The organism is Cystobacter fuscus (assembly GCF_002305875.1).
In the GTDB taxonomy this organism is placed as follows: Bacteria; Myxococcota; Myxococcia; order Myxococcales; family Myxococcaceae; genus Cystobacter; species Cystobacter fuscus_A.
Window position 1 is genome coordinate 916083 of the sequence record NZ_CP022098.1, and the last position, 26466, is coordinate 942548.

At 70.0% G+C, this 26466-nt stretch carries 27 protein-coding genes; 12 read left to right on the forward strand and 15 right to left on the reverse strand.

Features of this window, described 5'->3' with window-relative positions; translation table 11 throughout:
• Positions 1-114 precede the first annotated feature (114 nt).
• A complete protein-coding gene (locus CYFUS_RS03880; RefSeq protein WP_095984002.1) occupies positions 115-1404 on the forward strand; it encodes a CapA family protein in 1290 nt (429 codons plus the stop codon).
• On the opposite strand, the gene CYFUS_RS03885 is transcribed toward CYFUS_RS03880, so the two are convergent.
• Entirely contained in the window at positions 1405-2058 is a 654-nt protein-coding gene (locus CYFUS_RS03885; RefSeq protein WP_095984003.1) for a hypothetical protein, read from the reverse strand. It abuts the gene before it with no gap.
• Positions 2059-2321: 263 nt separating this feature from the next.
• Here CYFUS_RS03885 and CYFUS_RS03890 point away from each other — a divergent pair, with 263 nt between their 5' ends.
• A complete protein-coding gene (locus CYFUS_RS03890; RefSeq protein ID WP_084737072.1) occupies positions 2322-2723 on the forward strand; it encodes a helix-turn-helix domain-containing protein in 402 nt (133 codons plus the stop codon).
• A 330-nt stretch (positions 2724-3053) separates the two neighbouring features.
• Here CYFUS_RS03890 and CYFUS_RS03895 read toward each other — a convergent pair whose 3' ends face one another.
• Positions 3054-3581, reverse strand: coding sequence for a pyridoxamine 5'-phosphate oxidase family protein (locus CYFUS_RS03895; protein WP_095984004.1), 528 nt, complete (start codon positions 3579-3581; stop codon positions 3054-3056).
• Positions 3582-3976: 395 nt separating this feature from the next.
• Between CYFUS_RS03895 and CYFUS_RS03900 the strand changes: the two genes are divergently transcribed.
• The gene (locus CYFUS_RS03900; RefSeq protein ID WP_232537350.1) at positions 3977-4318 is read left to right on the forward strand and encodes a hypothetical protein; all 342 of its coding nucleotides are present in this window, start codon (positions 3977-3979) and stop codon (positions 4316-4318) included.
• Between the two features lie 45 nt (positions 4319-4363).
• On the opposite strand, the gene CYFUS_RS03905 is transcribed toward CYFUS_RS03900, so the two are convergent.
• The gene (locus CYFUS_RS03905) at positions 4364-5872 is read right to left on the reverse strand and encodes an ABC transporter substrate-binding protein/permease (RefSeq protein WP_095984006.1); all 1509 of its coding nucleotides are present in this window, start codon (positions 5870-5872) and stop codon (positions 4364-4366) included.
• Positions 5873-6072: 200 nt separating this feature from the next.
• Here CYFUS_RS03905 and CYFUS_RS03910 point away from each other — a divergent pair, with 200 nt between their 5' ends.
• Positions 6073-6570, forward strand: a complete 498-nt coding sequence (locus CYFUS_RS03910; RefSeq protein WP_095984007.1) for a hypothetical protein — start codon at positions 6073-6075, stop codon at positions 6568-6570.
• A gap of 194 nt (positions 6571-6764) precedes the next feature.
• Here the strand turns inward: CYFUS_RS03910 and CYFUS_RS03915 are convergent, their stop codons facing one another.
• From CYFUS_RS03915 to CYFUS_RS03945, 7 genes are all read right to left on the reverse strand, one after another.
• A complete protein-coding gene (locus CYFUS_RS03915; protein ID WP_095984008.1) occupies positions 6765-8720 on the reverse strand; it encodes a lamin tail domain-containing protein in 1956 nt (651 codons plus the stop codon).
• A 108-nt stretch (positions 8721-8828) separates the two neighbouring features.
• Positions 8829-9101, reverse strand: a complete 273-nt coding sequence (locus CYFUS_RS03920; protein ID WP_095984009.1) for a hypothetical protein — start codon at positions 9099-9101, stop codon at positions 8829-8831.
• Between the two features lie 235 nt (positions 9102-9336).
• Positions 9337-10353, reverse strand: coding sequence for a 4-hydroxythreonine-4-phosphate dehydrogenase PdxA (gene pdxA, locus CYFUS_RS03925; RefSeq protein ID WP_095984010.1), 1017 nt, complete (start codon positions 10351-10353; stop codon positions 9337-9339).
• Positions 10350-11438 (reverse strand): peptidylprolyl isomerase, encoded by a 1089-nt coding sequence (locus CYFUS_RS03930; protein WP_420042680.1) that lies wholly within the window; start codon positions 11436-11438, stop codon positions 10350-10352. Before CYFUS_RS03930 ends, pdxA begins: the two co-directional genes overlap by 4 nt.
• The gene (locus CYFUS_RS03935; protein WP_095984012.1) at positions 11369-12397 is read right to left on the reverse strand and encodes a peptidylprolyl isomerase; all 1029 of its coding nucleotides are present in this window, start codon (positions 12395-12397) and stop codon (positions 11369-11371) included. The genes CYFUS_RS03930 and CYFUS_RS03935 overlap by 70 nt, the downstream gene beginning before the upstream one ends.
• A complete protein-coding gene (locus CYFUS_RS03940; RefSeq protein ID WP_095984013.1) occupies positions 12394-13425 on the reverse strand; it encodes a peptidylprolyl isomerase in 1032 nt (343 codons plus the stop codon). Before CYFUS_RS03940 ends, CYFUS_RS03935 begins: the two co-directional genes overlap by 4 nt.
• Before the next feature lie 91 nt (positions 13426-13516).
• Positions 13517-14533: an alpha/beta fold hydrolase gene (locus CYFUS_RS03945; RefSeq protein WP_095984014.1), complete on the reverse strand. Its 1017-nt coding sequence runs from the start codon at positions 14531-14533 to the stop codon at positions 13517-13519.
• A 183-nt stretch (positions 14534-14716) separates the two neighbouring features.
• Here CYFUS_RS03945 and CYFUS_RS03950 point away from each other — a divergent pair, with 183 nt between their 5' ends.
• From CYFUS_RS03950 to CYFUS_RS03960, 3 genes are all read left to right on the forward strand, one after another.
• Positions 14717-14947, forward strand: coding sequence for a CBS domain-containing protein (locus CYFUS_RS03950; protein WP_095984015.1), 231 nt, complete (start codon positions 14717-14719; stop codon positions 14945-14947).
• 48 nt (positions 14948-14995) lie between these two features.
• Positions 14996-15283 (forward strand): GIY-YIG nuclease family protein, encoded by a 288-nt coding sequence (locus CYFUS_RS03955; RefSeq protein WP_095984016.1) that lies wholly within the window; start codon positions 14996-14998, stop codon positions 15281-15283.
• 69 nt (positions 15284-15352) lie between these two features.
• Positions 15353-16672: a sensor histidine kinase gene (locus tag CYFUS_RS03960; protein ID WP_095984017.1), complete on the forward strand. Its 1320-nt coding sequence runs from the start codon at positions 15353-15355 to the stop codon at positions 16670-16672.
• A gap of 6 nt (positions 16673-16678) precedes the next feature.
• Here CYFUS_RS03960 and CYFUS_RS03965 read toward each other — a convergent pair whose 3' ends face one another.
• Both CYFUS_RS03965 and CYFUS_RS03970 read right to left on the reverse strand, forming a co-directional pair.
• Positions 16679-17683, reverse strand: a complete 1005-nt coding sequence (locus CYFUS_RS03965) for an NAD(P)H-dependent flavin oxidoreductase (RefSeq protein ID WP_095984018.1) — start codon at positions 17681-17683, stop codon at positions 16679-16681.
• Entirely contained in the window at positions 17680-19308 is a 1629-nt protein-coding gene (locus CYFUS_RS03970) for a hypothetical protein (protein WP_095984019.1), read from the reverse strand. The genes CYFUS_RS03965 and CYFUS_RS03970 overlap by 4 nt, the downstream gene beginning before the upstream one ends.
• Positions 19309-19441: 133 nt before the next feature.
• Between CYFUS_RS03970 and CYFUS_RS03975 the strand changes: the two genes are divergently transcribed.
• Positions 19442-20383 carry a LysR family transcriptional regulator gene (locus tag CYFUS_RS03975; RefSeq protein WP_095984020.1) on the forward strand — a complete coding sequence of 314 codons (942 nt, stop codon included), beginning with the start codon at positions 19442-19444 and terminating at the stop codon, positions 20381-20383.
• A 25-nt stretch (positions 20384-20408) separates the two neighbouring features.
• On the opposite strand, the gene CYFUS_RS03980 is transcribed toward CYFUS_RS03975, so the two are convergent.
• Positions 20409-20723 carry a hypothetical protein gene (locus tag CYFUS_RS03980; RefSeq protein WP_232537352.1) on the reverse strand — a complete coding sequence of 105 codons (315 nt, stop codon included), beginning with the start codon at positions 20721-20723 and terminating at the stop codon, positions 20409-20411.
• 71 nt (positions 20724-20794) lie between these two features.
• Between CYFUS_RS03980 and CYFUS_RS03985 the strand changes: the two genes are divergently transcribed.
• Both CYFUS_RS03985 and CYFUS_RS03990 read left to right on the forward strand, forming a co-directional pair.
• Positions 20795-21079 (forward strand): hypothetical protein, encoded by a 285-nt coding sequence (locus CYFUS_RS03985; RefSeq protein WP_095984021.1) that lies wholly within the window; start codon positions 20795-20797, stop codon positions 21077-21079.
• 22 nt (positions 21080-21101) lie between these two features.
• Positions 21102-21626, forward strand: a complete 525-nt coding sequence (locus CYFUS_RS03990) for a B-box zinc finger protein (RefSeq protein ID WP_157758223.1) — start codon at positions 21102-21104, stop codon at positions 21624-21626.
• 3 nt (positions 21627-21629) lie between these two features.
• Here the strand turns inward: CYFUS_RS03990 and CYFUS_RS03995 are convergent, their stop codons facing one another.
• Positions 21630-22322, reverse strand: coding sequence for a radical SAM protein (locus CYFUS_RS03995; RefSeq protein WP_095984023.1), 693 nt, complete (start codon positions 22320-22322; stop codon positions 21630-21632).
• A 122-nt stretch (positions 22323-22444) separates the two neighbouring features.
• The gene (gene nudC, locus CYFUS_RS04000; RefSeq protein WP_095991782.1) at positions 22445-23284 is read right to left on the reverse strand and encodes an NAD(+) diphosphatase; all 840 of its coding nucleotides are present in this window, start codon (positions 23282-23284) and stop codon (positions 22445-22447) included.
• Positions 23285-23370: 86 nt separating this feature from the next.
• Between nudC and CYFUS_RS04005 the strand changes: the two genes are divergently transcribed.
• Together CYFUS_RS04005 and CYFUS_RS04010 are read left to right on the forward strand one after the other, a co-directional pair.
• A complete protein-coding gene (locus CYFUS_RS04005) occupies positions 23371-24798 on the forward strand; it encodes a cytochrome P450 (RefSeq protein ID WP_095984024.1) in 1428 nt (475 codons plus the stop codon).
• The gene (locus CYFUS_RS04010) at positions 24795-26453 is read left to right on the forward strand and encodes a M14 family zinc carboxypeptidase (protein WP_095984025.1); all 1659 of its coding nucleotides are present in this window, start codon (positions 24795-24797) and stop codon (positions 26451-26453) included. Before CYFUS_RS04005 ends, CYFUS_RS04010 begins: the two co-directional genes overlap by 4 nt.
• Positions 26454-26466: the final 13 nt, after the last annotated feature.

A 26466-nucleotide genomic window follows, 5' to 3' on the forward strand; every position in this document is an offset into this window, starting at 1 on the left:
GCGACGAACCCGGACAGGTTGGAGGGCGCGGTCCAGAGACGCCCCGCCTCGTGAGGTCCACTCGGTGGGCCAGGGGGTTGCGAGGGGGTGGGACTCCTCGGCTAGCGTGAGGGCGTGTTCGTTCCAGTGCTTCTCGTCGTGTCCCTGGTGGGGGCCGCTCCCGCCGAACGTGTGGACCTCGTCTTCGGTGGCGACATCATCCCGCATGATGGCGTGAAGCAGGCCGCGGCCGCGCACGCGCTGCGCCAGCCGGGAGACGCCGCTCGCGCCGAGTCGCTCAACCACGAGGGCTGGGACTTCGTCCTCGAGCCCATCGCCCGGGAGCTGGGTGCCGCGGATCTCGCGGTGGTGAATCTGGAGACGCCCATCAGCGGCAATCCCCGCGCGCCCACCGCTCCCCTCATCTTCGACGCGCCGCCCCAGCTCGCGCACGCGCTCGTCACCGCGGGCGTGGACGTGGTGTCGATCGCCAACAACCATGCCTTCGATCAGCGCCGCGCGGGCATTCCCGCGACCTGGTCGCACCTGGACGCGGCGGGTCTGATGCACGTGGGCTCGGCTCCTTCCGAGGCCATGGCGTGGGAGCCCCTGGTGCTCGAGCGCAAGGGGATGCGCGTGGGTCTGCTGTCGATCACCCGCTGGCTCAATGGGGCGAGCAACCCGGAGGACCCGGACCGCTCCCCACACGTCGCCCACGTGCCCTACCGCGCGAAGAACCAGCGGGGTTTGACGCCCGAGGCGGCCGCGGCCCTGGTGGGCGCCGCCGCCCGGCGCTGTGACGCGCTCATCGTCATGATCCACTGGGGCACGGAGTACTCCCACAGCCCCAAGCCCGAGGACCGTCAACTGGCCCAGAGCCTGCTGGAGGCCGGAGCGCTCGCCGTCGTCGGCCACCATCCCCATGTGCTGCAACCCATCGAGTCCTACCGCACCCGCGCGGGACGCGACACGGTGGTGGCCTTCTCCCTGGGCAACCTCATCGCGAACCAGGATGGGTACTACGTCCATGGGGCGGGCGCGGAGGCGCGGGGCCGCAAGCGAGACTCCATGTTGTTCCGGCTGTCGCTGTCGCGTCCCCATCCGGGGGCGCCCGTGGAACTGGCGGGCACGTCCGTGCTGCCGGTGTGGATCGACACCAACTACGTGGTGGCGCTGCGCGAGCGCCAGGGACAGCATCGCATCCAGCCCGTGCTCCTCGACGAGGAGCTGAAGACCCTGAGCGACCGACTCCTGGCGTTCTCCGCCAGCGGTCCGCCGCGCAAGGTCCGCGAGGAGCGCCGGGAACTCGAGCGCCGGCTCGACCTGGCCCGGCGCCGGCGCGCGCTCATCCTCCGCATGACCCTGCCCCCGTCCGGGGGCGAGGGGTCCGTGTCGCCCGCTGCCTCCGTGAGGGGCGCGAACTAGCTACCGGGTCGAGGAGCTCGAGCCGCTCTTGTACATGCTGTCCGGGTTGACCTGATCCTGGTTCTGGCCGACGTCGGTGCCGCTCACGTCGTCCGAGCCACTCGTGCCCGAGCCGAGGTCGGAGCCGGTACTGCCCGTGCCCGAGCCGCCCGTGCCCGGGTCGGAGCCGGAGCCGCCCGTGCCCGAGTCACGGGTGTCCAGGTCGGAGCCGGAGCCCCCCGTTCCCAGGCTGCCCGAGCCCGTGCCGGTGCCACTCGTGCCCGAGCCACCCGTACCCGGATCGAGCGTCGTGTTGCGCTCCGCGTCCGGGGTGACCGTGCTGCCACTCGTTCCGGTGTTGGGCTCCTGCGTGCCGGGGTTCAGCGTGGTGTTGCCACTTCCCTGGGAGGGATCGAGCACGTCGTCCTGCGAGGGCAGGTTGCCCGTGGCTCCGGAACCGCCCGTGCCCTGGCCCTGGGGGTCGACGATGTCGGGGGGCAGGATGTTCTGATCATTCGTCGTGGAGCCGCCCGTGCCCGGCTGGGTCGTGCTGCTTCCTTGCCGGGTGCCTTGCGCTCCGGACTGCGCCTGAGCCCCCGCCTGGCCGGCGCTCAGAAGCATGGCTCCCGCGAGCATTCCCACCAGGGCGAACCGCTTGGTGTTCTTTCCAGTCATGGTCGTGTCTCCGTGAGGTGTTGTCTGTGCGACTCGCGGAAACGTGGGGACGCTGTTCGAAGGTGCACGCGAGGTCCGCTCTCCCGCCCGCTCTCCTGCCCTTCCTGGCATCCCCTCGGGGTGACGCCCCTGGTCAGAAGTGGGGGGCACGACCTGGGGGCTCGGAGGGGTGTTCCTCGGAGGAGAAGAGATGCAGCAAGTCCCTATGCGCGGGTTGGCCTCTCGGGTAATGTCCTCCAACGTCTCTTTGTACGTCAGGCACCATGGCATCGAAACGCATTCCGCCCCCTTCTTCGCAGCAGCGCATGGACGACAAGCTGGCCCTGGCCCTGGGGGCGGCGGCGCGAGCCGCCCGGCTGCGCGCGGGGCTCACCCAGGCGGAGGCGGCCGCCAAGGTGGGGCTCGCGCCGGGCGTCTACGGCCGCATCGAGCGCGGCGGCATGATGCCCAGCGTCCCGACGCTCAGACGCTTGAGCATCGCCTTGAAGATTCCCTCCGACACGCTCTTGAGCTTGAGCCACTCGGAGGTGACGGCCTGGGTGGACTCGCTGCCCTCGCGTGAGGAGCGCTCCCCGGATCTGCGGCGGCTCGCGCGCTCGCTGCGCAACCTCACCCCGTCCCAGCTCAAGGTGCTCAACGTCATCGCCACCGCGCTCACGCGCTGAGGGCCTTCCCTCCAGGGCGGGTTGTCCAACCTGACGGGGAAGGTGGCCACTCGGGCCGGTGCGCCCGCCACTCCTTCACCCCCACGCCCTGGGCCTCCAGCCAGCGCCACGCGCTGGCGTTGGACGAGGCTACCTGTCTGGCTTTGTCGCTCGCCAGCGGCCTCCGGCGCGCCTGGGGACGGCATAAATGACAACGGGCCCCGGACAGGGAATGCCTCCCCACCTGGGACCCATCTCCTCTCATATGCCAATTCTCGATTCTCAGGATGTGAGGAATTGATTTCCCAATCATCCTCACTCCGTCGGCATTGGAATTATCCAATACAGCCATCAGTGCATGGGCGAATGGGTATCCTCGAGGTCGAGCTTCTCGTGGCCACCCGGGCGGTAGGTTTCGCCGGTGAGGACGCTCTTCACGAAGCCCACCAGTTGCACCATGCGCTTGTTGGGGGTGTCCCAGTACTCGGCCTTATTCACCTTGACGCACAAGAGGGCGATGTCCGGGTCATCCACGCCCTTGGGGAACCAGGCCTTGAGGGTGGGATTCCACAGCTGGTGGATCTTCTGCTTGTCGCGCACGAGGCGTGCCAGACCGCTCACCGACACATAGCGGTCCCGGCTGGAGTCCGCGTAGGAGAGGTTGACGTGGTGGTCACCTTGCACCTCGTCCACCTTCGGGGCGGAGTCATGGGTGAAGAACCACAGTTCCCCATCGAAGTCCGTGTTCTGCGTCCACATGGGCCGGCTGCGGATGCTTCCGTCCGCCTCCACCGTCGTCATCATCGTGACCTTGATGCCCTGGATGAGCTCGGCCAGCTGCGCCACCGCGTCCTTCTTCTCGGTTTTCTTCGTGGTCATTCCTGCCTCCCGAGAACTCACATTAAGCAGGGGGCCCCTGACCGGCAGTGGAGGCACGGGCCGCTCGTCGTCCCCTCGCTCGCCCTGCGGGGGGTTCGGAGTCGAAAGTGTTGCGTGGACGGCAACACCTCGCGCGCGAGTACGTGTTTCGTGGAAGACAACACATAGACGAGAATTCTGGTGCGCGGGCGCCGCGCAACGGACCGCGAGCGGAGTGCGCTTCATCCGTGAGTGCGCTTCGTCTGCTCACGCCACGCGGAGGGTTGGTGGCTTCTTTGCTTACCGTATGGCCAGGATTTTCTTGATGACATGCCTGTGCAGTCGCGCGTCATCCATGTACTCTGCGGCGCGGTTTTCATCGCGGCGATGGCCGCTGTTTCGGTACCGGGGGCGGAATGGCTGGCATCTTTGGCATGGACGGTTTGTCCACATTACAGGTGCAGGAAGAACTCGAGCGCGGAGGACGCTTCGTCGTGTTCGAGTACTGTGTGTCCTTCTTCCTGACGACCCGGCGGCGCTCGTCGGACGTGTACTTCGTCCGCGCGGGGCAGGGCACGTTCGGGTTGAGTCTGGGCTACACGCTGTTGTCGCTGCTGCTCGGCTGGTGGGGCCTGCCCTGGGGGTTCATCTACACGCCGCGCTGCCTCGCCACCAACCTGCAGGGGGGCAAGGACGTGACGGACCTGGTGCTGCCCTCGTTGTTGGCTCCCCGGTACGATCCCGCGCTCGAGTACTGAACGCGCGTCAGCCGCGCGGGGCGCGTCCAGCACCCGCGCGGCGGCTCATCGCGGGGCCTCCTCGAGGTGCTGGCCGAGCCGTGCCTCCACCCGGCGCGCCAGGTGCGCGAAGGGCAGGCCGAGCAGCAGGTAGAGCAGGGCGACCACGAGCCCCAGGCCCAGATGATCCCTCGTGGCGTTGGCCAGGTTGAGATAGGTGCGCGTGAGCTCGGTGAGCGTCACCACGGACACGAGCGAGCTGTCCTTGAGCAGCGCGATGAAGTCGTTCGTCATGGGGGGCAGCGAGATGCGCAGGGCCTGGGGGAAGACCACGTAGCGCAGCGTCTGCCAGCGGGACATGCCGAGCACGTGCGCCGCCTCGTACTGGCCCGCGGGCACACTGGAGAGTCCCGCCCGGTAGTTCTCCGCCTCGGCCGCCGCGTAGTTGAGCCCCAGCGTGAGCACGCCCGCGGTGAAGGGCGCGAGCCGCACGCCCAGTTGGGGCAGCCCGAAGTACACCAGCGAGAGCTGCACGAGCAGGGGCGTGCCACGCACCCCCTCGATGAAGACGAGGGCGAGCGCGCGCAGGGGCCAGGGTCCGAAGACGCGCGCCACCGCGAGCCCCAGGCCCACCGCCATCGCCACCGCCATGGCCATCAGCGACACGGCCAGCGTCATCAGCGCCCCACGCAGGAAGAGCGCGAGCGCGGCCGGGTAGCGCTCGCGCACGCGCTCCCAGAAGGGCGGCAGCTTGCCCACCGCGGCGCGCCACGCCGTGTAGCGCTCGGGCACGTCGCGCGGGGTGGGGTCCGGGTCTCCCAGCAGCGCCGCCGTCTCGGCGTTCCACAGCCCCCAGCGCTCGTAGAGGGCGCGCAGGGTGCCCTCACGCGCCAGCTCCTCGAGCGCCGTGTCGAGCGCGTCACGCAGCGCTTCCTCTCCCAGGCGCACCGCCGCCGCGTAGCGCACCTCGCCGAAGCCGCCCGGCACCACGTCCAGCTCCGGCTCGACGGCGCCGTAGTATTGGGTGATGGGCTCATCGAGCAGCACGCCGTCCGTGCGCCCCAGCAGCAAGTCCCGGTACACGTCGTCCTGGCCCCCCTCGTAGGTCTTCACCTGGGCGCCCTCGCGCACGAGGATGCGCTCGGCCAGACTGCCCGGCAGCGTGCCCACCACGCGCCCCTCCAGCTCGGCGAGCGAGTGCGGCGCGCGGGGGTCTCCCCGACGCACGGTGAGCCGCTCGGCGGCGACGTAATACGGGCGGGTGAGCAGACACACGCGCTTCTTCTCCTCCGTCGCCTCGAGGCCGTTGAGCGCCACGTCGAAGTCCCCGCGCGCGAGCAGCTCCAGCAGGCTGTCCCAGGGCCCGAGCACCAGGCGCGCCCGCACGCCCAGCTTCGCGGCGAGGGCCTCGGCCAGGTCCACCTCGAAGCCGATGAGGTGGTTGGGATCCCTCGGGTCCGCGAAGACGTAGGGGGCACCGCCCTGCGCGTCCGCGCCCCAGAGCAGCTCTCCGCGGGCCTTCACGGCCTCGAGCCCCCGCGGCGTGGCGAGGGCGGCGTCCGGCCAGGCGAGCACGGGCAGGCAGGCGAGGAGGAGGTAGAGGCACGCGGCTCGGGTCAGGGGTAGTCCTCCCAGGAGACGAGCCCCGGAGTCTAACCGCGCCGGGCGCCACGCGAGGTGCCACCCGAAACGGGAACGTGCTAGGCAGCCGCGCCCGGACGCGGGAGGTCCGCGCCCGGGGTGGGTTGGGCCGCACGGGGCCCGAGGAGATGGCGATGCTGAACACGGCGATGAACGAGTGGGCCCTCAAGGCGATCCAACTGGAGACGGCGCTGATGGCGCTGGACGAGGTGGGACTGCCCGCGAACATGAAGGCACAGCGGGAGAAGGCCGAGCAGGCGATGCGCGAGCTGGTGCGCGCGTGGACGGCGCAGAAGCCCAAGCCGGACGAGCGCAAGTGGAAGCAGGAGCCCGCGAAGGAGGGCGGCCAGCCCCAGGACGAGGAGCTCGTCGACGTGGTGGAGAACCTGAAGGAGGACGGCGTGGAGTGGACCGTGCACCGCGCCACCAGTGACAAGGGGGACACCGTGGAGACGGTCGTCGCGGACGGCCGGGCGTGGATGGCGGCGGGCGGCGAGTACTACATGGGCCAGTGGGACGAGGAGCGCGGGGAACTGGAGGTGGGCCGGGACGACGAGGAGGGCGAGCTGGGCACGGGCCTCGTCTTCACGCTCCGGGGCGAGCTCGTGTTCGAGTCCCAGCTCGAGGACTGACGCTTCCGCCCGGTGCCTGGCTCGCCGCTCGCCGGGCCACCGGGCGCGGACACCGGGGGGTGGTGTTCCCGGTGGACGTCCCTAGATTTCAGATGCGTGCCCGGCATGGACGAGCAGGGTGTGCCGGTCGATGGTTGGGAACGGTGGTCAGGCGGGCGGGGGTGAGCCCGTGTTGGACACGCTCTTTCTTTACTTCAGAACGCGCTTCCATCCACACGCGTGCCCGGTGATGCCCCGAGCGAGGACAGGGCCGTGTGGAACACGAAGCTCCCGGTGCTCGTCGCATCGGGGTTGCGGTTGATCGACACGCCATCCCTCGAGGCCTGGGTCCCGCTGTAGGTGTACGTGTCGACGGTCACCGCGCTCGAGGCGGTGGAGGTCATCAGCGTCACCGTATCGCCCCCATTGTTGAGGCTGAGGGTGCCCGTGGAGGCGGCCACCGCGTTGGGGGTGCCCGGGGGGATTCCGCTGGCGCCGCTGAACACCGCGATGGCCTTGCCCGCGCCGAGCACCGTGTTGGCGGGGAAGACGTGCCGCGCGGCGGTGGCATCCAGGATCACCCAGCCGCTGATGTCCACGGAGGTGCTTTCCGTGTTCACCAACTCCACGAACTCGCCGCTGGTGGCCGAGCCGGGCTCATTGGCGAGGATCTCGTTGAAGATGACACGCGGGGGGGGCTCGGTGATGGAGAAGGGACCGGTGCTCACGTCGGAGCTCTTCCCGTCCACGTCCCGGATGCGCACGCGTGCCCACGTCGTGGGCGAGTCGGGCACCTTCCAGGCGTGGCTTCCCGTGCTGGCGTCCAGGCCGGTGGCGATGCTCGTCCAGGTGACGCCATTGTCGGCGGTGAAGTCCAGGTTCACGCGGGTGTAGCCGAGGGCGATCCAGGTGAGGGTGTGGGTGGAGCCGCGGACCCAGCGCTCGCCTCCGTCGGGGCTGGTGAGGGTGACGCGGGGCACGGGGGTGCGCAGCGTGATGGACGCGGGCATGCTCGAGTTGCCCGCGGCATCGAAGGCCAGGACCTGGTAGGAGTACGTGTTGCGCGGAGCGAGGCCCAGGTCCACGAAGCCGGGGGTGGTCGTCGTGCCGGCCAGCCGGTAGCCGGTGACTCCTTCCACGCTCCGGTACACCCGGTAGCCCACCACCCCCACGTTGTCCAGGGAGGGAATCCAGCTCAGCTCGATGGAATCGGGAACGGCACTGCCCGCCAGGGACCTGGGTGAGGTGGGGCGCTCGGTGTCCGGCCCCGGCGGCTGCGTGCCGCGGGAGGTGTACGAGACGCTTCGCGTGCCCTGCTCCACCACGAAGGTGGCGCCATCCAGCGAGCGCAGCTGGATGTGGCCGAGCTCCAGGTTGGTGGCGGGATCCTCCGTCTGCCAGATGTCCGAGTGGTGCGCCGTCAGCCGATCCAGGCACTCGCGCGTGGGATGGCCATAGGTGTTGTCCCGGCCCACGGAGATGAAGGACACCAGGGGCACGGTCTTGTCCAGGAACGCGTTGCCGGACGAGTAGCGCGAGCCGTGGTGATGCACCTTGTACAGCTCGAGCTCTCCCACCTGCTGGAGCAGGGTGGACTCGATGTCATCGGGGGTGGCGGTGAGATCGCCGCCCACCAGCGCGTCGAAGTCGCCGTAGGTCACCTTCACCACCACGGACTTCGCGTTCTCGTCATCGGTGGGGACGCCATTGCCATTGCTCGCCAGCACCTTGAGCGTCACCTCTCCGCAGAGCGAGAAGGTGTCTCCCTGGTGCGCCGTGTTGCGGCGGCCCGCGAAGTGGGTGTCGTAGTCCCTGAAGGTGTTCGAGTCGTACGCGCCGCCATGGTCGTACACGGCGGTGATGGGGACGGCGTCGGTGCCCACGTCCACCTCGTCGATGCCGCCCATGTGATCGGCGTGCATGTGCGAGACGAAGGCCATGTCGATGCGCGTCACCCCCAGTTGCTTCAGGTAGGCCTTGATGGTCCCTCCCGAGCCGGTGGGGCCTCCGTCGAACAGCACCGCGCAGCCTCCCGGTGTGACGAGCACCGCCGAATCCCCCTGACCGATGTCCAGGGTGGTGAACCGTAACTGCTGTGCCCCGGCGAGCAGCGGACACAGCAGGGAGAGCAGCAGCGAGAGACGGAAAGGAAGACGCGGAGGAGTGCGCATGGGCTCGCCTGGAGGAGGACCGCCCCTTCTGGGTACCCCGAACCGGAACGGCGCTTCAAGTCATGCCCCGTCGATCTCACTGTCCGTCACAGCCCCTTCGCGCGAACGTCACGGGGATTCGTCATCCGGAGCCGGCACCTGGGGCGACTGTTCCTCCATCCCGAAGGGGGCTCTCTCGTCCGGATTCAGCTCGTACTCCTGCGCGGCGGCGCGATCGTCCTGTTGACTCGCCCACGTGGTGTGCCCGCCCGCGAAGCCTTCCAGGGGACGCGGCCCATGCCGCGTTTCCACTTCCAGATCCTTGGCCTCCTGCTCCCGCAGACGGCGCCGCTCCTGTTCCCGCTCCCGCTGGTGCAGCTTCTCCATTGGGTCGTTCACCATGTGGTGCCTCCTGGTGTCCAAGTTGCGGATGACTCCGCGAATTCGTCAGCCAACGGCCCACGGTCCGGGGATCACGGCGTGCCTGGCTGCCTGGTGGCGGGGCGAGACCCTGGACGTGCCTTGGAAGCTCTGGAAGGCGCGTGCATCATGACTCGCTTCCTTCTCCGCCTCTCGTGGCTGGTGCTGGGCCTGTCGCTCGCCCTGCCATTTCCAGGTCAGCGATCGGCTTCGGCGCTCATGTCCGACCGGGACTTCCAGGGGGCGCGAGTCGGGCGGCCTTGAGCAGCGCTTCCACCATGGGCACGCTGTTGGCCTGTCCCTTGCCGGCGATGTCGTAGGCGGTGCCGTGGTCCGGCGACGTGCGCGGCACGGGCAGGCCGAGCGTCACGTTCACCGTGCGCTCGAAGTCCAGGGCCTTGGCGGGGATGAGGCCCTGGTCGTGGTACATGGCGAGCACCACGTCATAGGGAAAGTGCTCCACGTGGGCGAAGAGCCCATCCGCCGCCAGGGGGCCGTGCACGTCCAGGCGCTGCCGGCGCGCGAGCTTGATGGCGGGGGTGATGACGTCCACCTCCTCGCGTCCCAGCAGGCCCCCTTCTCCCGCGTGGGGGTTGAAGCTCAGCACGCCGATGCGCGGCGCGTGGCCCACCACGGGCGCGAGGCTCGTGGACAACAGCCGCAGCTGCGCCACCAGCCGCTCCACCGTCAGCAGCCGGGGCACGTCCGCCAGGGGCACGTGGTTGGTCGCCAGCGCCACGCGCACGCGCGGACCGTCCATGAGCATGAGCACCTCGCGGCCGAACGCCTCCGCCAGCACCTCCGTGTGGCCCATGAAGGGGATGCCCGCCCGGGAGATGCCTTCCTTGGACACCGGCGCCGTGCACAGCGCGTCCACCCGTCCCGCGCGCGCCGCCTCGATGGCCGCCTGGATGTAGGCGTACTGGGCCTTTCCTCCCTGGCGCGTGGGCTTGCCGGGCTGGCGATCCTTCTCCCCGAGCTCCGTCACCACGCACACCGTGGGCCGCGACGGCCGCTCCAGCGTCCGGGGAGTGGCGCGCGCGTACGTGCCGAAGAGGGCGAAGCGCTCGAGCGTCGGCCCGTCGCCGAACACCACGGGCACCAGCGCGCGGCGCACCCGGGGCAGCGCGAGCGCCGCCGCGGTCACCTCCGGGCCGATGCCCGACACGTCTCCGAGCGAGATGCCGACGACGGGACGTGTACCCTCGCGGGGATTCTGGGCCCGGGCGCTCAGATCTTCGTCTCCACGGACGCCTTCTGCCGCAGCTCCTGCACGTACTGCTCCACGTACTTCTCCGTCTTCTGCATCTTGAGCCGCGTCTCCAGCTCCTGCTTCACCGTCTCGAAGGCGGGCACGTCCACGGCGCGCTTCTCCTCGACCTTGAGCACGTGCCAGCCGAACTGGGTGCGCACCGGCTCGCTCACCTCGCCCTCGCCGAGCGTGAAGGCCACGCGCTCGAAGGCGGGCACCATCACCCCGTGTCGGAAGAAGCCCAGGTCGCCGCCGTCGGACGCGCTCGGGCCCTCGCTCTTCTCGCGCGCCAGTTGCGCGAAGTCCACGCCCGGCTTGCGCGCCTGCTCGGCCAGGGCCGCCGCCTTGACGCGCGCCGCCTCCACCTGCGCGGGCGTCGCCTTGGCGTCCACCTGCACGAGGATGTGCCGCGCGTGCACCTCGGCGTCACCCGACTCCATCTTCGCGTACTGGGTGTAGGCCGCCTTGAGGTCCTCCTCGGACACCTTCACCTTGGAGCTGACCTTCATCTGCACGAGCTTCATGCGCGACATCTGCTTGCGCAGAAACTCCTTGTACGTCGTGACGTTGAAGCCCTCGCCGGCCAGGAGCTGGTTGAACTGGGCGTCGTCGGAGATGTTGTTCTGCCGCTTCACGTCCGCCACCGCCGCTTCCAGCTCCGCGTCCGTCACGCCCAGGCCCAGCTCCTTGATCTGCTCCTCCATCAGCTTCTCGCCGATGAGCGAATCCAGGGCCTTCTTCATCACCGCCGAGCGGGCCTCGGCGCGCTTCTGTGCGTCGCGCTCGCCCGCCAGCCGCGCCAGCTCCGGCGCCGCGCGCTTCTCCACCTCGGACTGGGTGATGATGTCGCGATTGACCACCGCCGCCACGCGATCCACCAGCTCCGCGCGAGCCGTCGCGCCCTGGAGCAGCAGCACCGCCACCATCGTTCCAAGCCACTTCTTCATCGCCTGTCCTCCGTGCCTCTCTCGTGGGGGGAGCCTTCGTGGGGGCCCTCTCAGGGCCGGGTCGTCGTCTGGGTGACGGGCCGTCCGCGAATGGCCTGCAGCGTGGGCTCGTTCACCCACACCTGGGCCTTGCTCCGCAATTCCTGTTCGTACTTCGCCTGCGCCTCCGCGCGCCGCTGCTCGAGCAGCTTCGTCTCCACCTGGGTGCGCACCTCGGCGAACTCCAGCTTGCGCCCCGGCTTCTTCTCCAGCACGCGGAACAGGTGGTAGCCGTACTCCGTCTCCACCACGTCCGACACTTGGCCCGGCGCGAGCGAGAACACGACCTCGTCGAACGCGGGGGGCATCTGCCCGCGGGGGAAGAAGCCCAGGTCCCCGCCCACCTTCGCGTCCGCGCTCAGCGAGTACTTGCGCGCCAGGTCCGCGAACTTCTTGCCCGTCTTGAGCTGGACTTGCAGCCGCCGCGCCTCCTCCATGGTCTTCACGACGATCTGCGCGGCGCGCACCTGCTCGGGCGAGGAGTACTCCGCCTCGTGCTGGGCGTAGGTGTCGCGCAGCTCCTCCTCCGTCACCGCCACGCGGGTGTACACCTCGTTGGCGAAGAGCTTCTCGATGGTGAGGCGCGCGGCCTCGTTCTTCTTGAGCTCCGCCATGGACAGCTGGCCCTCGGCGAGCACGTCGTTGAAGTTGCCCGCGGGGTAGTCGCTCGACAGGCGGAGCACGCCCCGGTCCACCTCGTCGGGCGTCACGGTGATGTTGTGGGCGCGCGCCTCCTGCAACAGCACCGTGCGGGAGATGAGCGTGTCGAGCAGCGCGCGCTTGTAGGGCTCCACCTCCTCGGGCGAGGGCTGCTGGCCGGACTCGGAGCTCGAGGCGATGAACTCGCGCTCCAGCTCGCGCTCGAAGTCGGCGCGGGAGATGACCTCGCCATTGACGGTGGCCACCGCGAGCGCGTCCGGCTCCTCCTTGTCCTTCTGGGTGCAGCCGGCGAGTCCCACGGCGAGCGCCAGGGCGGTGGCGAGCACACGGGGAGCACGGAGGAGGGCCGGGCGGAGGGGGAGACGGCTCGGGAGAGTCATGGCGGCGTCACCTGGACGGACGGGAAGGGGGCGGGAAGGCTACCGGGGGCGGGGCCGCTCGCGGGCCGCACGGGGGCGTTCAGGTCCACGTGCACCCGCGCGAGCGCGGCGGCGTCCACCGTGAGGGCCGCGCGGTGCTCGAGCTCGGAGCTCCACTCCGTCCAGGCGCGGGCGCGCTGCTCCTGGGTGAGCCGGCCGGACAGGGCGACGCGCACGTCCTCGAGCGTCTGGTTCAACGCCGGCTGGTGGCCGGTGAGCTGGAGCACGTGCAGTCCGGAGTCCGTCTGGATCACGCCGCTGAGCGTCCCCGGGCCGGTGGGCACGAGCAGGCGCGCCGCCTCGGCCACCTCGGGCCCGAAGTCCCGCGCGAGCTCCTCGAACGAGCGGTAGCGCAGGTCCCCATCCAGGGGCTGGGTGCGAGGCTCCTCGCTGTGCGCGCGCGCGAGCCGTCCGAAGGCGGCGAAGTCCGTGGGCGGCAGCGCGCGGGCCTCGGTGAGCAGCTTCCCGGCCGTCTCGCGCGCGTGGGCCACCCGGGCCGCGTCCGAGCGGGGGGCCGCGAGGAAGAGGTGGGAGAGCCGCACCTGCTCCGGGCGCACGTAGTCCTCGTGGTGGCGGGCGTAGGCCTCGGCGAGCTGGGCCTCGGACACGGGGGGGAGGGCGTCGTCGAGCCGCACGCGCATGAGCCGGGACACGAGCGCCCGCTTGGTGGCCGCCACCACCTCGGGGTCGTCCTGCAACCCGCGCGCGAGGGCCTCCTGGACGAGCAGCTCGTAGCGCGCGAGGCTCTCGACGTACTCGCGCTTGCGCTCCAGGGTCTGGTAGCGCTCGCGCTGCGCGGGGCTCATCTCCTCCAGGCGCTGGCGCAGCTCCTCGGCCGTCACCCGGTCTCCACTCCAGGAGACGACGGGCGTGCCTCCGGGCGCGCGGGTATGGCGCAGATCCACCCGGGCCTGGCCTGGAGCGGGACTCCGCTCGCAGCCCACGAGGGCCAGCACGGCGAGGGTGGAGAGGCGGAGGGCGGGGGACATGGAGGGAGGGGTTCCGGGGTGGGTAGCACGCCCGGGAGGAGGGGACAACGGGGCGGCCCTTCCGGCCCGGTCACGGCCCTGTTCCAGCCCCTCAAACCCGGGTCGCGTGTGTCGACAGGAACGCTTCCACCAGCGGGAAGATTTCGTCCGGGGCCCGGCGTCCGAGCACCAGGTCCGCGTGCCCGTAGTCCTCGGCGAAGCCATGCCCCCGTCCGGCCACCACCAGCTTCACCGGGCCGCCCAGGTGCTCCTGGGCGCGCGCCACGGCGAGCGGCGGGGCGAGCAGATCCTTGCTTCCGGCGAGGAGCATCACCGGCAGCTTCGCCCCGGCCAGGGGCTTGCGGTAGCAGGTGCCGTCCGCCATGCAGAAGGAGTCGGTGGTGATCCACTGGGCGAACTGGCGCACCACCCCTCCGGAGATGTCCGAGGGCATGTTGGCCAGGCACCGGCGCACTACGTCCGGATCCATGTTGTCCGCCAACATCATGTAGCGGGTGAGGGGCCCCGGGGGCGCGCCGAACAGGGCGATGCCGGTGATGCGGCGCACGGGAATGGACTTGAGCCGCAGCAGCGGCTCGATGCGCTGGATGAATTGCTTGAGACCCGGCTGCACCGCGAAGGTGAAGGGACTGCCGATCGCCACCGCGGCGCGCACCGGCACTTGCGGGTTTCGCGCCAGGTGACCGTAGAGCGTCAGTCCACCCTTGGAATGTCCCACCCAGAGAACTTCCTTGGCCCCGGTGGACAGCACGGTGCGCACCGCGCAGCGCACGTCGTGCTCGGCGAGATCATCGAAGGAGAACTCCCCGCAAGGGCCCGCCAGCCCCCGGCCGCGCAGCTCCATCACCCATGTTTCGAAGCCAGCCCGGGCCAGGTAGCGCGCCAGGCTGTAGCGCTCGTCGAAGTCCATGTGGAAGCGGTTGACGCCCAGTCCATGGCACAGGATGACGGGCTCGGCCCAGCGGCGCTCGCCCCGGGCGTGGTAGCGGCCCAGCGCCACCGCGGCCCCGTCGTCCGTGGGCACCCGGTACAGCTCGTCCGGCTTGAAGGGCAGCGTGAGCAACCCTTCCCCCTCGCGATTCACCGCTCGCGAGAAGAGGTCGGCCATCCGCGTCAGCCTGGGTCCGTTTCGGTTCGTCACCTGGGAACTCTAACGCCCTTCCAGGGTGGGCTTCGTGGAAAATTACACAATCCCCCCAATCGGCAAGGAGGTTGCAGGGTGTCCTACCCACTCAAACCGGGAGGCGGGTAGATGCGGCAAAAGCCGAGCTTTGCGGAAAAGTTATCCCCCATGGAGGTCGCTCTGGAGCCCACGGATACCCTCTTGAGGGCCTTGGGGGTGATGGAGCGCCACGGTGTCCGGCTGCTGCCCGTGCTGGGAGAGGCGGGGCGGATGGTGGGGCTGCTCAGTCGGGAGCACGTGATGTCGGCGTGGGAGGTGGATCCCCTCCTGCCCGTGTCGTTGGTGATGGCGGCGTGTGGGGCGCCTCGCCCGCTTGGACCCCGGCTGGTGCCCCGGTGAGTCACCGGGTGGGAAAAGTGGGCGGCCATGTGGGAAGGCGCGTGCGCTATGCTCACCCGCGCCGTGTCCGGAGCCTGGGTCGTCTACATGGTGTGTTGTCGGGATGGGACGCTCTACACGGGGGCGACCAACCACCTGGAGCGCCGTCTGGCCACCCACAACCGGGGCCGAGGCGCCGCCTACACCCGGGCGCGCCTGCCGGTGACGCTGGTGTGGAGCGAGCCCGCGGTGGATCGGGGTTCCGCCCTGCGCCGGGAAGCGGCGCTCAAGCGGCTGTCTCGCGCCGCGAAGTTGCGCCTTGTTCACCAGGCGTCAAATGACTCCGGGTCCAATTAGACCTGATCCCTGGTCATGTGACCTTGCGCCCCGACGCGCTCCTCTCCCGGGGAACTTGGGCGTCATGGGATGCACATGCGATCGGTGGACGAAGGGTTGACTCCGGGTGTGCTGGAGGCAGAGACCCGTGCTCGAGAGGCGCGGCTCGCGGACGAGCAGCGCCTGTTCTACGCGGCCTCCCTGACGTGGGTGCTGTTCTGGAGCGCCGACATGTTGTCGGTGCTCCGGCCGACCTGGGACACGCTGGCGCTGCGCTGCGTCTGGGCGGGACTGACGGTGCTGTCGGGCAGGTCGCTGCCCCGGGCGGGCCCGGTGCGGCGCTCGATGCTGCGGATTCTCTCCGGGGTGATCCTGCCCAACGTGTTCTTCGGCCTGATCATCTACCGGCTGGGGGGCTTGAACAGCCCCATCTTCCACTGGCTGTGTCTGATGCCCGCGGTCTCCCTGCTGATGGGCAGGGGGCTGTGGCATGGGGCGGTGAGCACCCTGCTGATGCTGATGGTGGCGGGCTCGATGCTGTGGGCGGGGGGGGCGCCCAAGGAGCGCTTCCTGTCGTGGATACCGATGCTGATCGTGGAGTCGGTGGGCATCCAGCTCACCTTCTTCTACCAGCGGTTGTTGCTCGAGCGGGCGAAGGCCGCGGCGGAGCAGAAGCTGGCGCGGCGGGCGCTCGACGAGTCCAACGAGCGGGCGCTGCGCGCCGAGCAGATGGCGCAGCTGGGGCAGTTGGCGGCGGGCGTGGCCCACGAGGTGCGCAACCCCCTGGCCTACATCCAGGCCAACCTGCGCTTCCTCCAGGAGGAGGCCCGGCCCACGGGGGACGCGAGCGACTCCGAATACGCCGCCGCGCTCCAGGAGACGATGCACGGCGTGGAGCGCATCCATCAGATCGTGAGGGATCTCACGGCGCTGTCGCGCTCGGAGCAGCCCGAGCCCGTGAGCCCGTGCGACCTGGGGCCGGTCATCGACACGAGCGTGCGGCTGGCGTCGGTGCGGCTCAAGACCCTGGTGCGCCTGGCGGTGGAGGTGCCGGAGACGCCTCGGGCGCGGGCCGAGCCGCGCCGACTGGGGCAGGTGCTGCTCAACCTGCTGCTCAACGCGGCGGACGCGATCGAGGAGGCGAAGGTGTCCGACGGGCGGGTGGCGCTGCGGGTGCAGGTGGACGAGGAGCGGGTGCGGGTGCTGGTGGAGGACAACGGGCCCGGCATCCGGGCCGAGCACCTCTCGCGGCTGTTCACGAGCTTCTTCACCACGAAGGCGCCGGGCAAGGGCACGGGGCTGGGGCTCGCGCTGTCACGGCAGTACGTGGAGTCCTTTGGCGGCACGCTGCGCGCGGAGAACCGCTCCGAGGGCGGCGCGCGCTTCATCGTGGAGCTGCCCGCGGCCTGAGGCGCCTCAGCCGCCCACGGTCTGGCCGAGCGTGGTGAGCACCTCGCGGGCCTCCGCCGCCATCGTCGAGACGAGCTCGGCGGCCGGACGCAGCTCGCGCACGTTGCCGCATGCCTCACCCACCGTCAGGCCCATCTCCTCGAAATCACCCTCGGTGTGCACGGTGGGCAGGAGCGCGGAGAAGCGGGGCAGGGGCACGCGCTGACCTCCCAACAGTGTGTGGCCGATGGGCTCGGATGCCGGCAGCGCCAGGGCCTCGGCTTCCCGGCCGGCCCACTCGCGCGCCGCTCGGTTGCGCAGCACGCGCATGGCCTGACCGGGCCACTCGGGGCCGAAGAGCGTGGTGCGCACCGTGTCGCCCACGCCCGCGGCGAGCACCCGGCGCTTGTACTCGTCATGGGCCTGGGCCTCCACGCTGGCCAGGAAGCGGGTGCCACACCACACCGCCTCCGCCCCGAGCGCCAGTGCCGCCACCAGCCCGCGGCCATCCACGATTCCCCCGGCGGCGATCACCGGCAGCGGCGCCACCGCCGCGCGCACCGCCGGCAGCAGCGCGAAGGTGCTCGCCTCCGCGCGGTTGTGTCCGCCCGCCTCCGCACCCTGCGCGATGATCGCGTCGGCTCGCAGGTCCGCCGCCTCGCGCGCCTCCGCCACCGAGCCCACCTGGATCCACACCCGCGTGCCCGCGCCGCGCAGCCGCTCCACGTGCGCGCGCCGGGGCAGGGTCCAGAAGAACACGACCACCGCCACCCGCTCCTCGGCCAGCACCTCGATGTGGGCGTCCTCCACGAAGTCGCCGATCAGGTCCACGCCGAAGGGGCGCGCGGTCAGCTCCCGGGTGGCCCGGATCATGGCGCCCAGGGCGGGCGGCGGCAGCATCGCCCCGCCCAGCGTGCCCAGTCCGCCCGCGTTGCTCACCGCGGCCGCGAGGGCGGGCCCCGCGAGGAAGGCCATGCCGGCGCTGATGATGGGGACGTCCAGTCCGTACTGCTGGGTGATCCGGGTCTTCATACCGAGGCCCTCTCCTCCGCCTCGTCGAGCAGGAAGGCGAAGTGCTCCCGGTCCGTGCTCAGGGCCCGTGCCAGGTTGTCGAACTGCTGGCGGCCGTACGTGGCGAACGCGTCCATCATCCGCAGCACCGCGCGCCGCTGCTCGTAGGTCGCCGGCAGGTGCGCGAGCGAGGTGGGACAGATGGGTTCCCTCCAGTCGGACGCCTGCTGGGCGTAAAGCAGGTGGTGCGTGCCCTCGAGATAGATGAGGGGAGGGCTCGTCGGGTGGTCCGCCGCGAAGCGCTCCGTGAGCACGCGCAGGTTGCCGAAGAAGGCGCGCGACATGAAGTGCACGGACATGAGGGCCCAGTACTTGAGCAGGGGATCATTGGGCACGCGCAGCGTCTCGCGCCGGAACTCGTGCAGGGCCTCCATCTCCGGCCGGCCATACACCTTGTCGAAGAACCACCACTCGAGCAGCTCCGCGGGCGTCCAGGGGATGCGGGCATCCATGTCCAGCACCTCCCAGTCATGCAGGAACAGCTCGGCCTCGGTGGAGAACGTGCGGCGCAGGAAGTCCACCGTGGGGGTACCGGGCCCCGTGGCGGGCTCCTGCACCCGGCAGTCCTGGAGGTAGAATGAATGCAGCGCGCTGATGCGGGGGGCGAACAGCAGCGCCGCGCAGCGCAGCATGAAGAGCGCCTCCTTGCCCTGTGCCTCGCGCATCATCGCGGAGATGGGGTGGCCCACGAAGTCGGCATGGTGGCGGTACCAGGCGGCGATGAGATCGCCCTGCTCGGTGAACTTCTCGGGCCGGGGGTTCCACGTCGGCGCCGGAAGCTGGCCGGCCTGGTACGCGTCCAGTTGCTCGCGAACGAGCCGCATGCGCTCACGCCGCTCGCGCGTCAGCAGCGGCCCCGGCCCACCGGCCTCCTCCGCCGTCTGGACGAAGCGGTGCATGAAGTCGTTCATCTCCACCGAGAGCGCATGCTTGCGCTCCACCAGCCTCAGGGCCCGCTCGCTCTGCTCGGGCGAGAACGTCACTGGCTCGGACTCCGAGCTGCCCACGTGTCCCGACTCCCGCTCCAGGTGGTGCATGCCGAAGTAGACCGGGACGATGCCCGTCTGCCGCCTCACCTGCAGCGCCTGGTTCGTCGTGGCGGAGAAGAGCAGGTGACCATCCTTCTCGAGCTGCTCCACGTGCAGGTAGCGGTAGGCGGGCTCCGTCGCCTCGTCACCGACGAGCTCCTGGATGCGCTGGCTCTCCACGGCGCGTCCCCGGTCGAGCATGGGTGACATCCACAGCGCCCACATCAGCGAGCTGGCGCGCCGGGTCCCCCACAACTCGTCCAGCTCCAGCCGGCGGAAGTCCGCCAGGAAGAGCCGCGCGTGCGTCCGGTCCTCCACGACATGGTCGTTGATGGTGTCCTTGAGCTTCGCGTCCTGCTCCGATTCCTTCTCATTCTTGCGGAACGCGAGATAACGCTCGTTGTAGAAGGGAAAGGACATCACGAAGCCGAGCAGGGGAATGAAGCAGTCGTAGTGCCGCCGCGAGTCCCTCAGGTGCGAGTCGCCAATCCAACGGTAGATGGCGTGCCCCTCCAGTTCGCGCGACAGGGCGTCCAGGTGTCCCAGGGCTGCTTGCATGATCGATTCCTCGCGGGAGGGGGGGCTGGGCCAGCGAACAACTGCGGCTCGCTGAATCGATACATCTTTCCCGGGGGGCTGAAAAATGGGGTTCTGGTAAAATCATTATCCCGGGAAACGGGAGAATGAGCGGATGGATGTCTTTCAGGCGATGAGGGTGTTCGCGAAGGTGGTGGAGCTGGAAGGCTTCTCGCGGGCGGCGGAGCGGCTGGGCATCTCGGCCACGGCGGCGTCGCGTCAGGTGGCCGAGCTGGAGGCGCGGCTGGGAGTGCGGCTGCTGCATCGCACGACGCGCAGGCTGTACCTCACCGACAGCGGACGGAGCTACTACGAGCGCTGCGCGCAGATCCTCAACGACCTGGACGAGGCGGAGCTGACCATCTCCTCGGCGGCGGGGCGGCCCCAGGGTCTGCTGCGGGTGGCGGCGCCGGTGTCCTTTGGCGTCCAGCACCTCACACCGCTGTTCCTGGACTACATGGAGCGCTACCCGGAGGTGACGCTGGAGCTGTCGCTGTCCGACCGCATGGTGGACCTGGTCGAGGAGGGCTATGACCTGGCCCTGCGCATCACCCAGGAGCTGAAGACGACGCTGGTGGCCCGGCCGCTGGCCCAGGCGCGCCTGGTGGCCTGCGCGGCGCCCTCCTACCTCGAGCGCCATGGGGTGCCGCGCACGCCGGAGGAGCTCCGTCACCACGAGTGCCTGTGCTACACGTACGACGCGCTGCGCGGCGTCTGGGAGTTCGAGGGTTCCTCGGGGCCCGTCCGGGTGTCCGTCCAGGGTCGGCTCGCCACCAACAACGGGGACTCCCTGCGCGCGGCGGCGGTGGCGGGACGGGGCATCATCCTGGAGCCCACCTTCCTGGTGGGCGAGGATCTGCGACAAGGCCGCCTCGTGCGGCTGCTGTCGGACTACCCGGTGTCGCCCCTCACCCTCTACGCCGTCTATCCGAGCCGACGCTATCTCTCGCCCAAGGTGCGCACCCTCGTCGACTTCCTCGTCGAGCGCATCGCCGAGCCCCTCCCCTGGGATGCCTGGATGCGCAGCGGCGTCCGGGACACGGGCTCCGGGCGGTGAGCCCGGGTGGGCGAAGGAGGCGCGCTCAGGCCGCGGCGGGGGGCGGCGCGGCGGGAGGCACCTGGGGCACCTTCTGCTTCTTCGAGCGCATCACCAGGAAGACGATGCCCAGCACGAGTCCGATGCCCGCGCCCACGCCGGTGCCGGTGAGCTGGTAGCCCAGCAACTGCGCGGTGACGCTGCGGATGACCTCGGGCAGGTTGCACATCGTCTGGGTCGCCTGGATGCGGGTGGTGTTGTCCCACTCGAGCCACTTGGGTCCCAGCCACGAGGCGGTGGCCAGTCCCCCGAAGGCTCCCGCCAGGATGAAGGTGAGCAGTGTCTTCAGGGTGGCAATCATCCAGGAACCTCGGTCAGGAGACGGGGAAGCGTCCTTTAGCACGGGGCGGCGCGCGTGTTATTTGGAAACCCGTGCCGCTCCTTCCGCTCGCCGCCCTGTTCGGGGTCATCACGTTCGTGTGTGCCCTCTTCCTGCTCGTCCATGCGTTCCGCCGCAGCCTGGGCACGGGGATGATGGTGCTCCTGGTGCCGTTCTACCTGCCCGTGTATGCCTTCAGTCAGTTCGAGCACTCGCGCAAGAACCTCATCCTCGCGGGCTTCTTCGGCAGCACCCTGCTCACCGCCGTCTTCCTGGGCCTCGGCGCCCATGCCCTGGAGCAGGTGATGGTGCGTCCGCCTCCGCCCACGCCCTTCTGAGCCGCTCCGCGACGTGGCGCCCGTGGTCCCCACTGCCGAGCCGCTGGCCTCGAGCACTCCCCGCTGTCCGCCGCACCAGCGCCCGGCGGTCGCCACCTGCGTGCGCTGCGGCACCTTCCTGTGCGGCGAGTGCACCGAGTTGCTCGGCGAGTCGGCCACCTGCGCGTCCTGCCTTCCGCTGCTCCGGGCGCACGGCGCGGCCTCGCTCCCGCTCAAGCTGGCGTTCGGCCTGTGCGTGGCCGCGATGATGTCCTCGCCGTTCACCCTGCTCCTGCCCCTGCACGTGAAGGTGGACCCCGAGCGGGCCCTGATCGTGCTGCCCCTGTTGCGCCGCCTGCCCGTGCTCAACGTGCTGGCGGCCGGGGTGGGCGGGGTGCTGGCATCGCGTGAACTGCGCCGCCTGGGGCCCGGCGCGCGCTCCACTCCGGCGGGCTCGCTGGCGCGGTGGACCCGCGCGCTCGCATGGCTCAACCTCGGCTTCGCCCTGCTCCAGGGCTTGCTCGTGCTGCGGCTCGTCCTGGGCCTGCGCGCCCTGGCCGGGCCCTGAGGCTCACACCCCGCGCTCGTTTGGATCCCAGATGTACTTGTGCATCTGAAGCTGGAAGCGCACCGGCAGCCGGTCCGCGATCACCCACTCGGCCAGGTCCTTCGTGGTGATCTTCCCGTGCACGGTGGAGAAGAGCAGCTCGTAGGGCCTGTCCAACAGCCGGTGCTCGGTGATGAGCCGCTTGCTCCACTCGTAGTCCTCTCGGCTGCCGATGACGAACTTGAGCTCGTCGTTGGCGTTCATCGACTCGAGGTTGCGGTAGTCGTTGCGATCGCTCTCACCGGAGGAGGGCGTCTTCATGTCCACGATCTTGTGCACCGCGGGGGGCACGAGCCGCACGTCGATGGCACCACTGGTCTCCAGGAGCACGGTCAGGCCGGCGCCGAGCAACTGCTCCATCAGCGGATACACCCCGGGCTGTAGCAGGGGCTCGCCCCCCGTCACCTCCACGCGCGGCGAGCCGAGCGCCTTCACCTCGTCCACCACCTCGGAGATCTTGCGGCGTTGGCCGCCATGGAAGGCGAACTCGCTGTCGCAGTAGGAGCAGCGCAGGTGACAGCCGGTGAGCCGCACGAAGGAGCACAGCAGTCCCGCGTGCGAGGACTCGCCCTGCACCGAGAGGTAGATCTCCTTGACCACCACCGAGTCAGCGGTGGGAACACGACGGGGCTCGATGTGGGGGCGCGCGAGGGGCATGGGCGAGAATCCGGGGGGAGAATCGCTTCAACCCCACCCGCGCGGGCGATGCAAGCGCGGAGCTGGTCCCCGCGGTGGGCCCGCCCCCCAGGCGGCGCGGCGGGCGCCCGGAGGCAGGGGGCTCAAGGCGATGAGGCGCGGCCCTTCACCTGGGCGATGTGGGAGTCGATGAGTCGCCGCGCGATGCTCAGGGGCGGAGGGATGCGGGGCAGTCGGTCCACGCCGAACCAGCCGGCCTCGGCGATCTCCTGGCCATCCACGCGGATCTCCCCGCTGGCGTACTCGGCGGTGAAGCCCACCATGAGCGAGCGGCCGAAGGGCCAGGGCTGGCTGCCGAAGTAGCGCAGGTTCTTCAGCTCCAGACCCACCTCCTCGCGCACCTCGCGCGCCACCGTCTCCTCCAGCGACTCGCCCACGTCCACGAAGCCGGCCAGGGTGCTGAAGAAGGCATCGGGGAAGCTCGCGTTGCGCGCGAGCAGCATCTCGTCCCCGCGGCTGATGAGCACGATGACCGCGGGGGAGATGCGCGGATAGAAGGGCGTGCGGCACGCGGAGCAGCGGCGCGCGCGCTCGCCCGGCGTGAGCACCGTGGGTTGTGCGCAGCGTCCGCAGAAGCGGTGCAGCAGATCCCACTCGGCGATCGCCAGCGAGCGGCCGACGATGCCGAAGGTGTCCTCGTCCACGCGCGAGTAGAGGGCGCGTCCGGGGATGAACTTCATGCCAGTGGGGGCCTCGGTGTCCTTGGGCAGGGCGGTGACGTAGCAGTCCACGCCATCGAGCGTGCCGAGGAAGAGGGTCTGGGTGGCGAGGGAGGGCAGCCGGCCCACGGTGGGCAGCAGCGCGCCGCCCTCGCCCTCGCCGTCGGTGACGAGCAGGTCGAAGCCCCGGGCGGCGAAGAGCAGGGCGGAGTCACGCGGACGGTCGGGGGCGTCGAATCCAGGAACGAATCGGGAAGGGCTCACGCGCGACACCTTAGCGGACCCGCTACGCTTGCGCAGGGAACCCCCGAGCCCCCACCTTGGAACCACCCCTTGGAAACACCCCTTCCATGACGCACGTCGCCGCCACCGCCCGCGTTCCTCCCGGCCCCAAGGGGCACTGGCTCCTCGGCAATCTTCCCGAGCGGAGATCCGACCCGCTCACGCTCTTCCAGCGGGGCCGCGAGCGCTACGGGGACGTGGTGCGCTACCCCATGGGTCCCCTGCTCATGTACCAGCTCAGCCACCCGGACGACGTCAAACGTGTCCTCGTGGACAACGCGCAGAACTACCAGAAGACCGCGCTGATGCAGCGGCTGCGGCCCGTGCTGGGCGAAGGGTTGCTCCTGAGCGAAGGGGACTTCTGGAAGCGCCAGCGCCGGCTCGCCCAGCCCGCCTTCCACCGCGAGCGCATGGAGGACATCGCCGCGCTCATCACCCGGCTCGTCGAGGAGTCGCTGCCGCGCTGGGACGCGCTCGCCGCCCGGGGCGAGCCCTTCGACCTGTGCGCGGAGTTGATGCGGCTGGTGCTGTCCATCACCGGCCAGGTGCTCTTCAGCACGGACTTGAGCGGCGCCGCGAACGACATGGCGCGCGCGGTCACCACCGTGCTGGAGGAACTCAACCAGCGCGTCCTGTCCGCGCTGCCGCTGCCCTCGCTGCTGCCCCTGCCGGGCCACCTGCGGCTGCGCTCGGCCATCCGCGTGTTGGATCGCATCGTCTACGGCATCATCGACGGGCGTCACCGAGGCACGGACGCGAGCGGAGATCTCCTCTCCATGCTCATGGCGGCGCGCGACGCGGACACCGGCGAGGGCATGAGTGACCGGCAGCTTCGCGACGAGGTGATGACGCTCGTGCTGGCGGGGCACGAGACCACCGCCAACGCGCTCGCGTGGACCTTCCTCCTCTTGCACCAACACCCCGAGGCGGCGAAGCGGCTCGTCGAGGAGGTGACGGGCGTGCTGGACGAGCGGACACCCACGTTCCAGGACCTGCCCCGCCTGCGCTACACCGCGCGCGTCTTCGACGAGTCCATGCGGCTCTATCCCCCCGCCTGGCTCATCAGCCGGGTGGCACTCGCCGATGACGAGCTCGGGGGCTACATGCTGCCCCGGGGCTCCATCGTCGTCATGTTGCCGTATGTCATCCACCGCCACCCCGCCTTCTGGGAACGTCCGGACTCCTTCGACCCGGACCGCTTCCTGCCCGAGCGCGCGGGGACGCGTCCGCGTTTCGCCTGGCTGCCCTTCGGGGGTGGACAGCGCATGTGCATCGGCAGTGGGCTCGCCCTGTTGGAGGGGCAGCTCTGCCTGGCAATGCTCGCGCGGCGCTACCGCTTCCAACTGGTGCCGGAACACCCCGTCGTTCCCCAGGCGCTGGTGACCTTGCGGCCCCGGTTTGGTTTGCGAGTCATCGCCCGGCGGCGCGAACCGGGGACGGTGCAGGGGGAAGTGCTTGACGGTGCCGGGCGGGAGCGCTCGGATGCCCGTCCATGAAAGAGTTGCTCACTCGCGCCGAAGCCACGAACTATCAGGAAACCTCCCGGCACGCCGACGTGCTTGCCTTCGTCGACGCGCTCTGCGCGCGCACGAAGCTCGCGCGGCGCGTGGACTTCGGACAGAGCGGCGAGGGGCAACCCATGGTCGCGCTCGTGGTGAGTGACCGCAATTGCTTCACCCCCGCGCTCGCGCGCAAGCAGAAGAAGGTCGTGGTGATGGTCGAGGCCAACATCCACGCGGGCGAGGTCGAGGGCAAGGAGTCCGTGCTCGCGCTCGCGCGCGACCTCACCCTCACCAAGCTCGGCCAGAAGCTGCTCGACAAGCTGTGTCTGGTGTTGGTGCCCAACTTCAACCCGGATGGCAACGACCGCATCAGCCCGAACAACCGCAAGCTCAACCTGGCCGAGCTCGAGGGGCAGGTGAACCCCCCGGGGGGCGTGGGCACGCGCTACACGGGCGAGGGATGGAACCTCAACCGCGACAACATGAAGCAGGAGGCACCCGAGACGCGCTGCCTGGCGAAGCTCCATCAGGAGTGGTGGCCGCACGTCTTCATCGACTGCCACACCACCGATGGCAGCATCCACGCCTTCGATCTGACGTATGACACGTCTCACTCGAACGAGCCGCTCTTCTCCGAGCTGCGCGCCTTCAACCGCGTGATGCTCGACCGCGTGGCCGCGGCGGTGTCCAAGCGTCACGACTTCCAGAGCTTCTGGTATGGCAATTACAAGGAGGAGGGCAACCCGCGCTCGGGCTGGCACACCTATCCCGCGCTCCCGCGCTTTGGCAGCCATTACCGGGGCCTGCTCGGGCGTATCGACGTGTTGCTGGAGACCTACAGCTACATCGACTTCCCGCGCCGCTGCGCGGTGATGCGGGCGTGGTTGCTCGAGCTGTTCCGGGATGCCGCGAAGAACAGCAGCTCCTACCTCGCCATCACCGAGGCGGAGGGGGAGCGCATCCTCGCGCGCGGCGAGTCCCCGGACGTCACGGCGCTCGTGGGCATCAACTACGGCGTGGCCACTCGCGATGAGAAGGGCGCGCTGGTGTTCGAGTACCCCGCCCACGCGAAGTCCGGCGACGTGGCGGAAATCCTCGCCTTCGACGAGGCGAGCATCACCGCGCGGCGCTACCCGGGAAAGCGCCCACGCACCTGGCGCATGCCGCACCACCGCACCTTCGTGCCCACCCAGGCGGTGAGCACGCCGTCCGCGTACCTCGTGCCCGAGTCGCTCGCCACGCGGCTGGAGGGGCACGGCATCCGCTTCGAGCGCCTCACGGCCGCCCAGCGCTTCACGGTCGACAGCTACCGGGTGGCGCGGCGCGAGGAGACGTTCAGCCCCGACGTGGCCGCCAACGTGCCGCCGCCCGGTGAGGCCGAGGTGCCGCTCAGCCAGAAGCCCAAGCCCGTGCGCTTCGAGACCGTGCTCACCGTGTCCCCCGAGCGCGCCTCGCGCGAGTTCCCCCCGGGCACGCTGCTCGTCCCCACCGCCCAGCGCGCCGGGACGCTGGCCGTGTACCTGCTCGAGCCCCACTCCGACGACGGCTTCTGCCGCTGGCAGTTCCTCGACAAGGACATCACCGTGGGTGAGCTGTACCCGGTACACCGCGTGGTGGTCGCGGGGCCGGTGCCCCGGAAGGCCGAGTGACCAGACAGGTCGG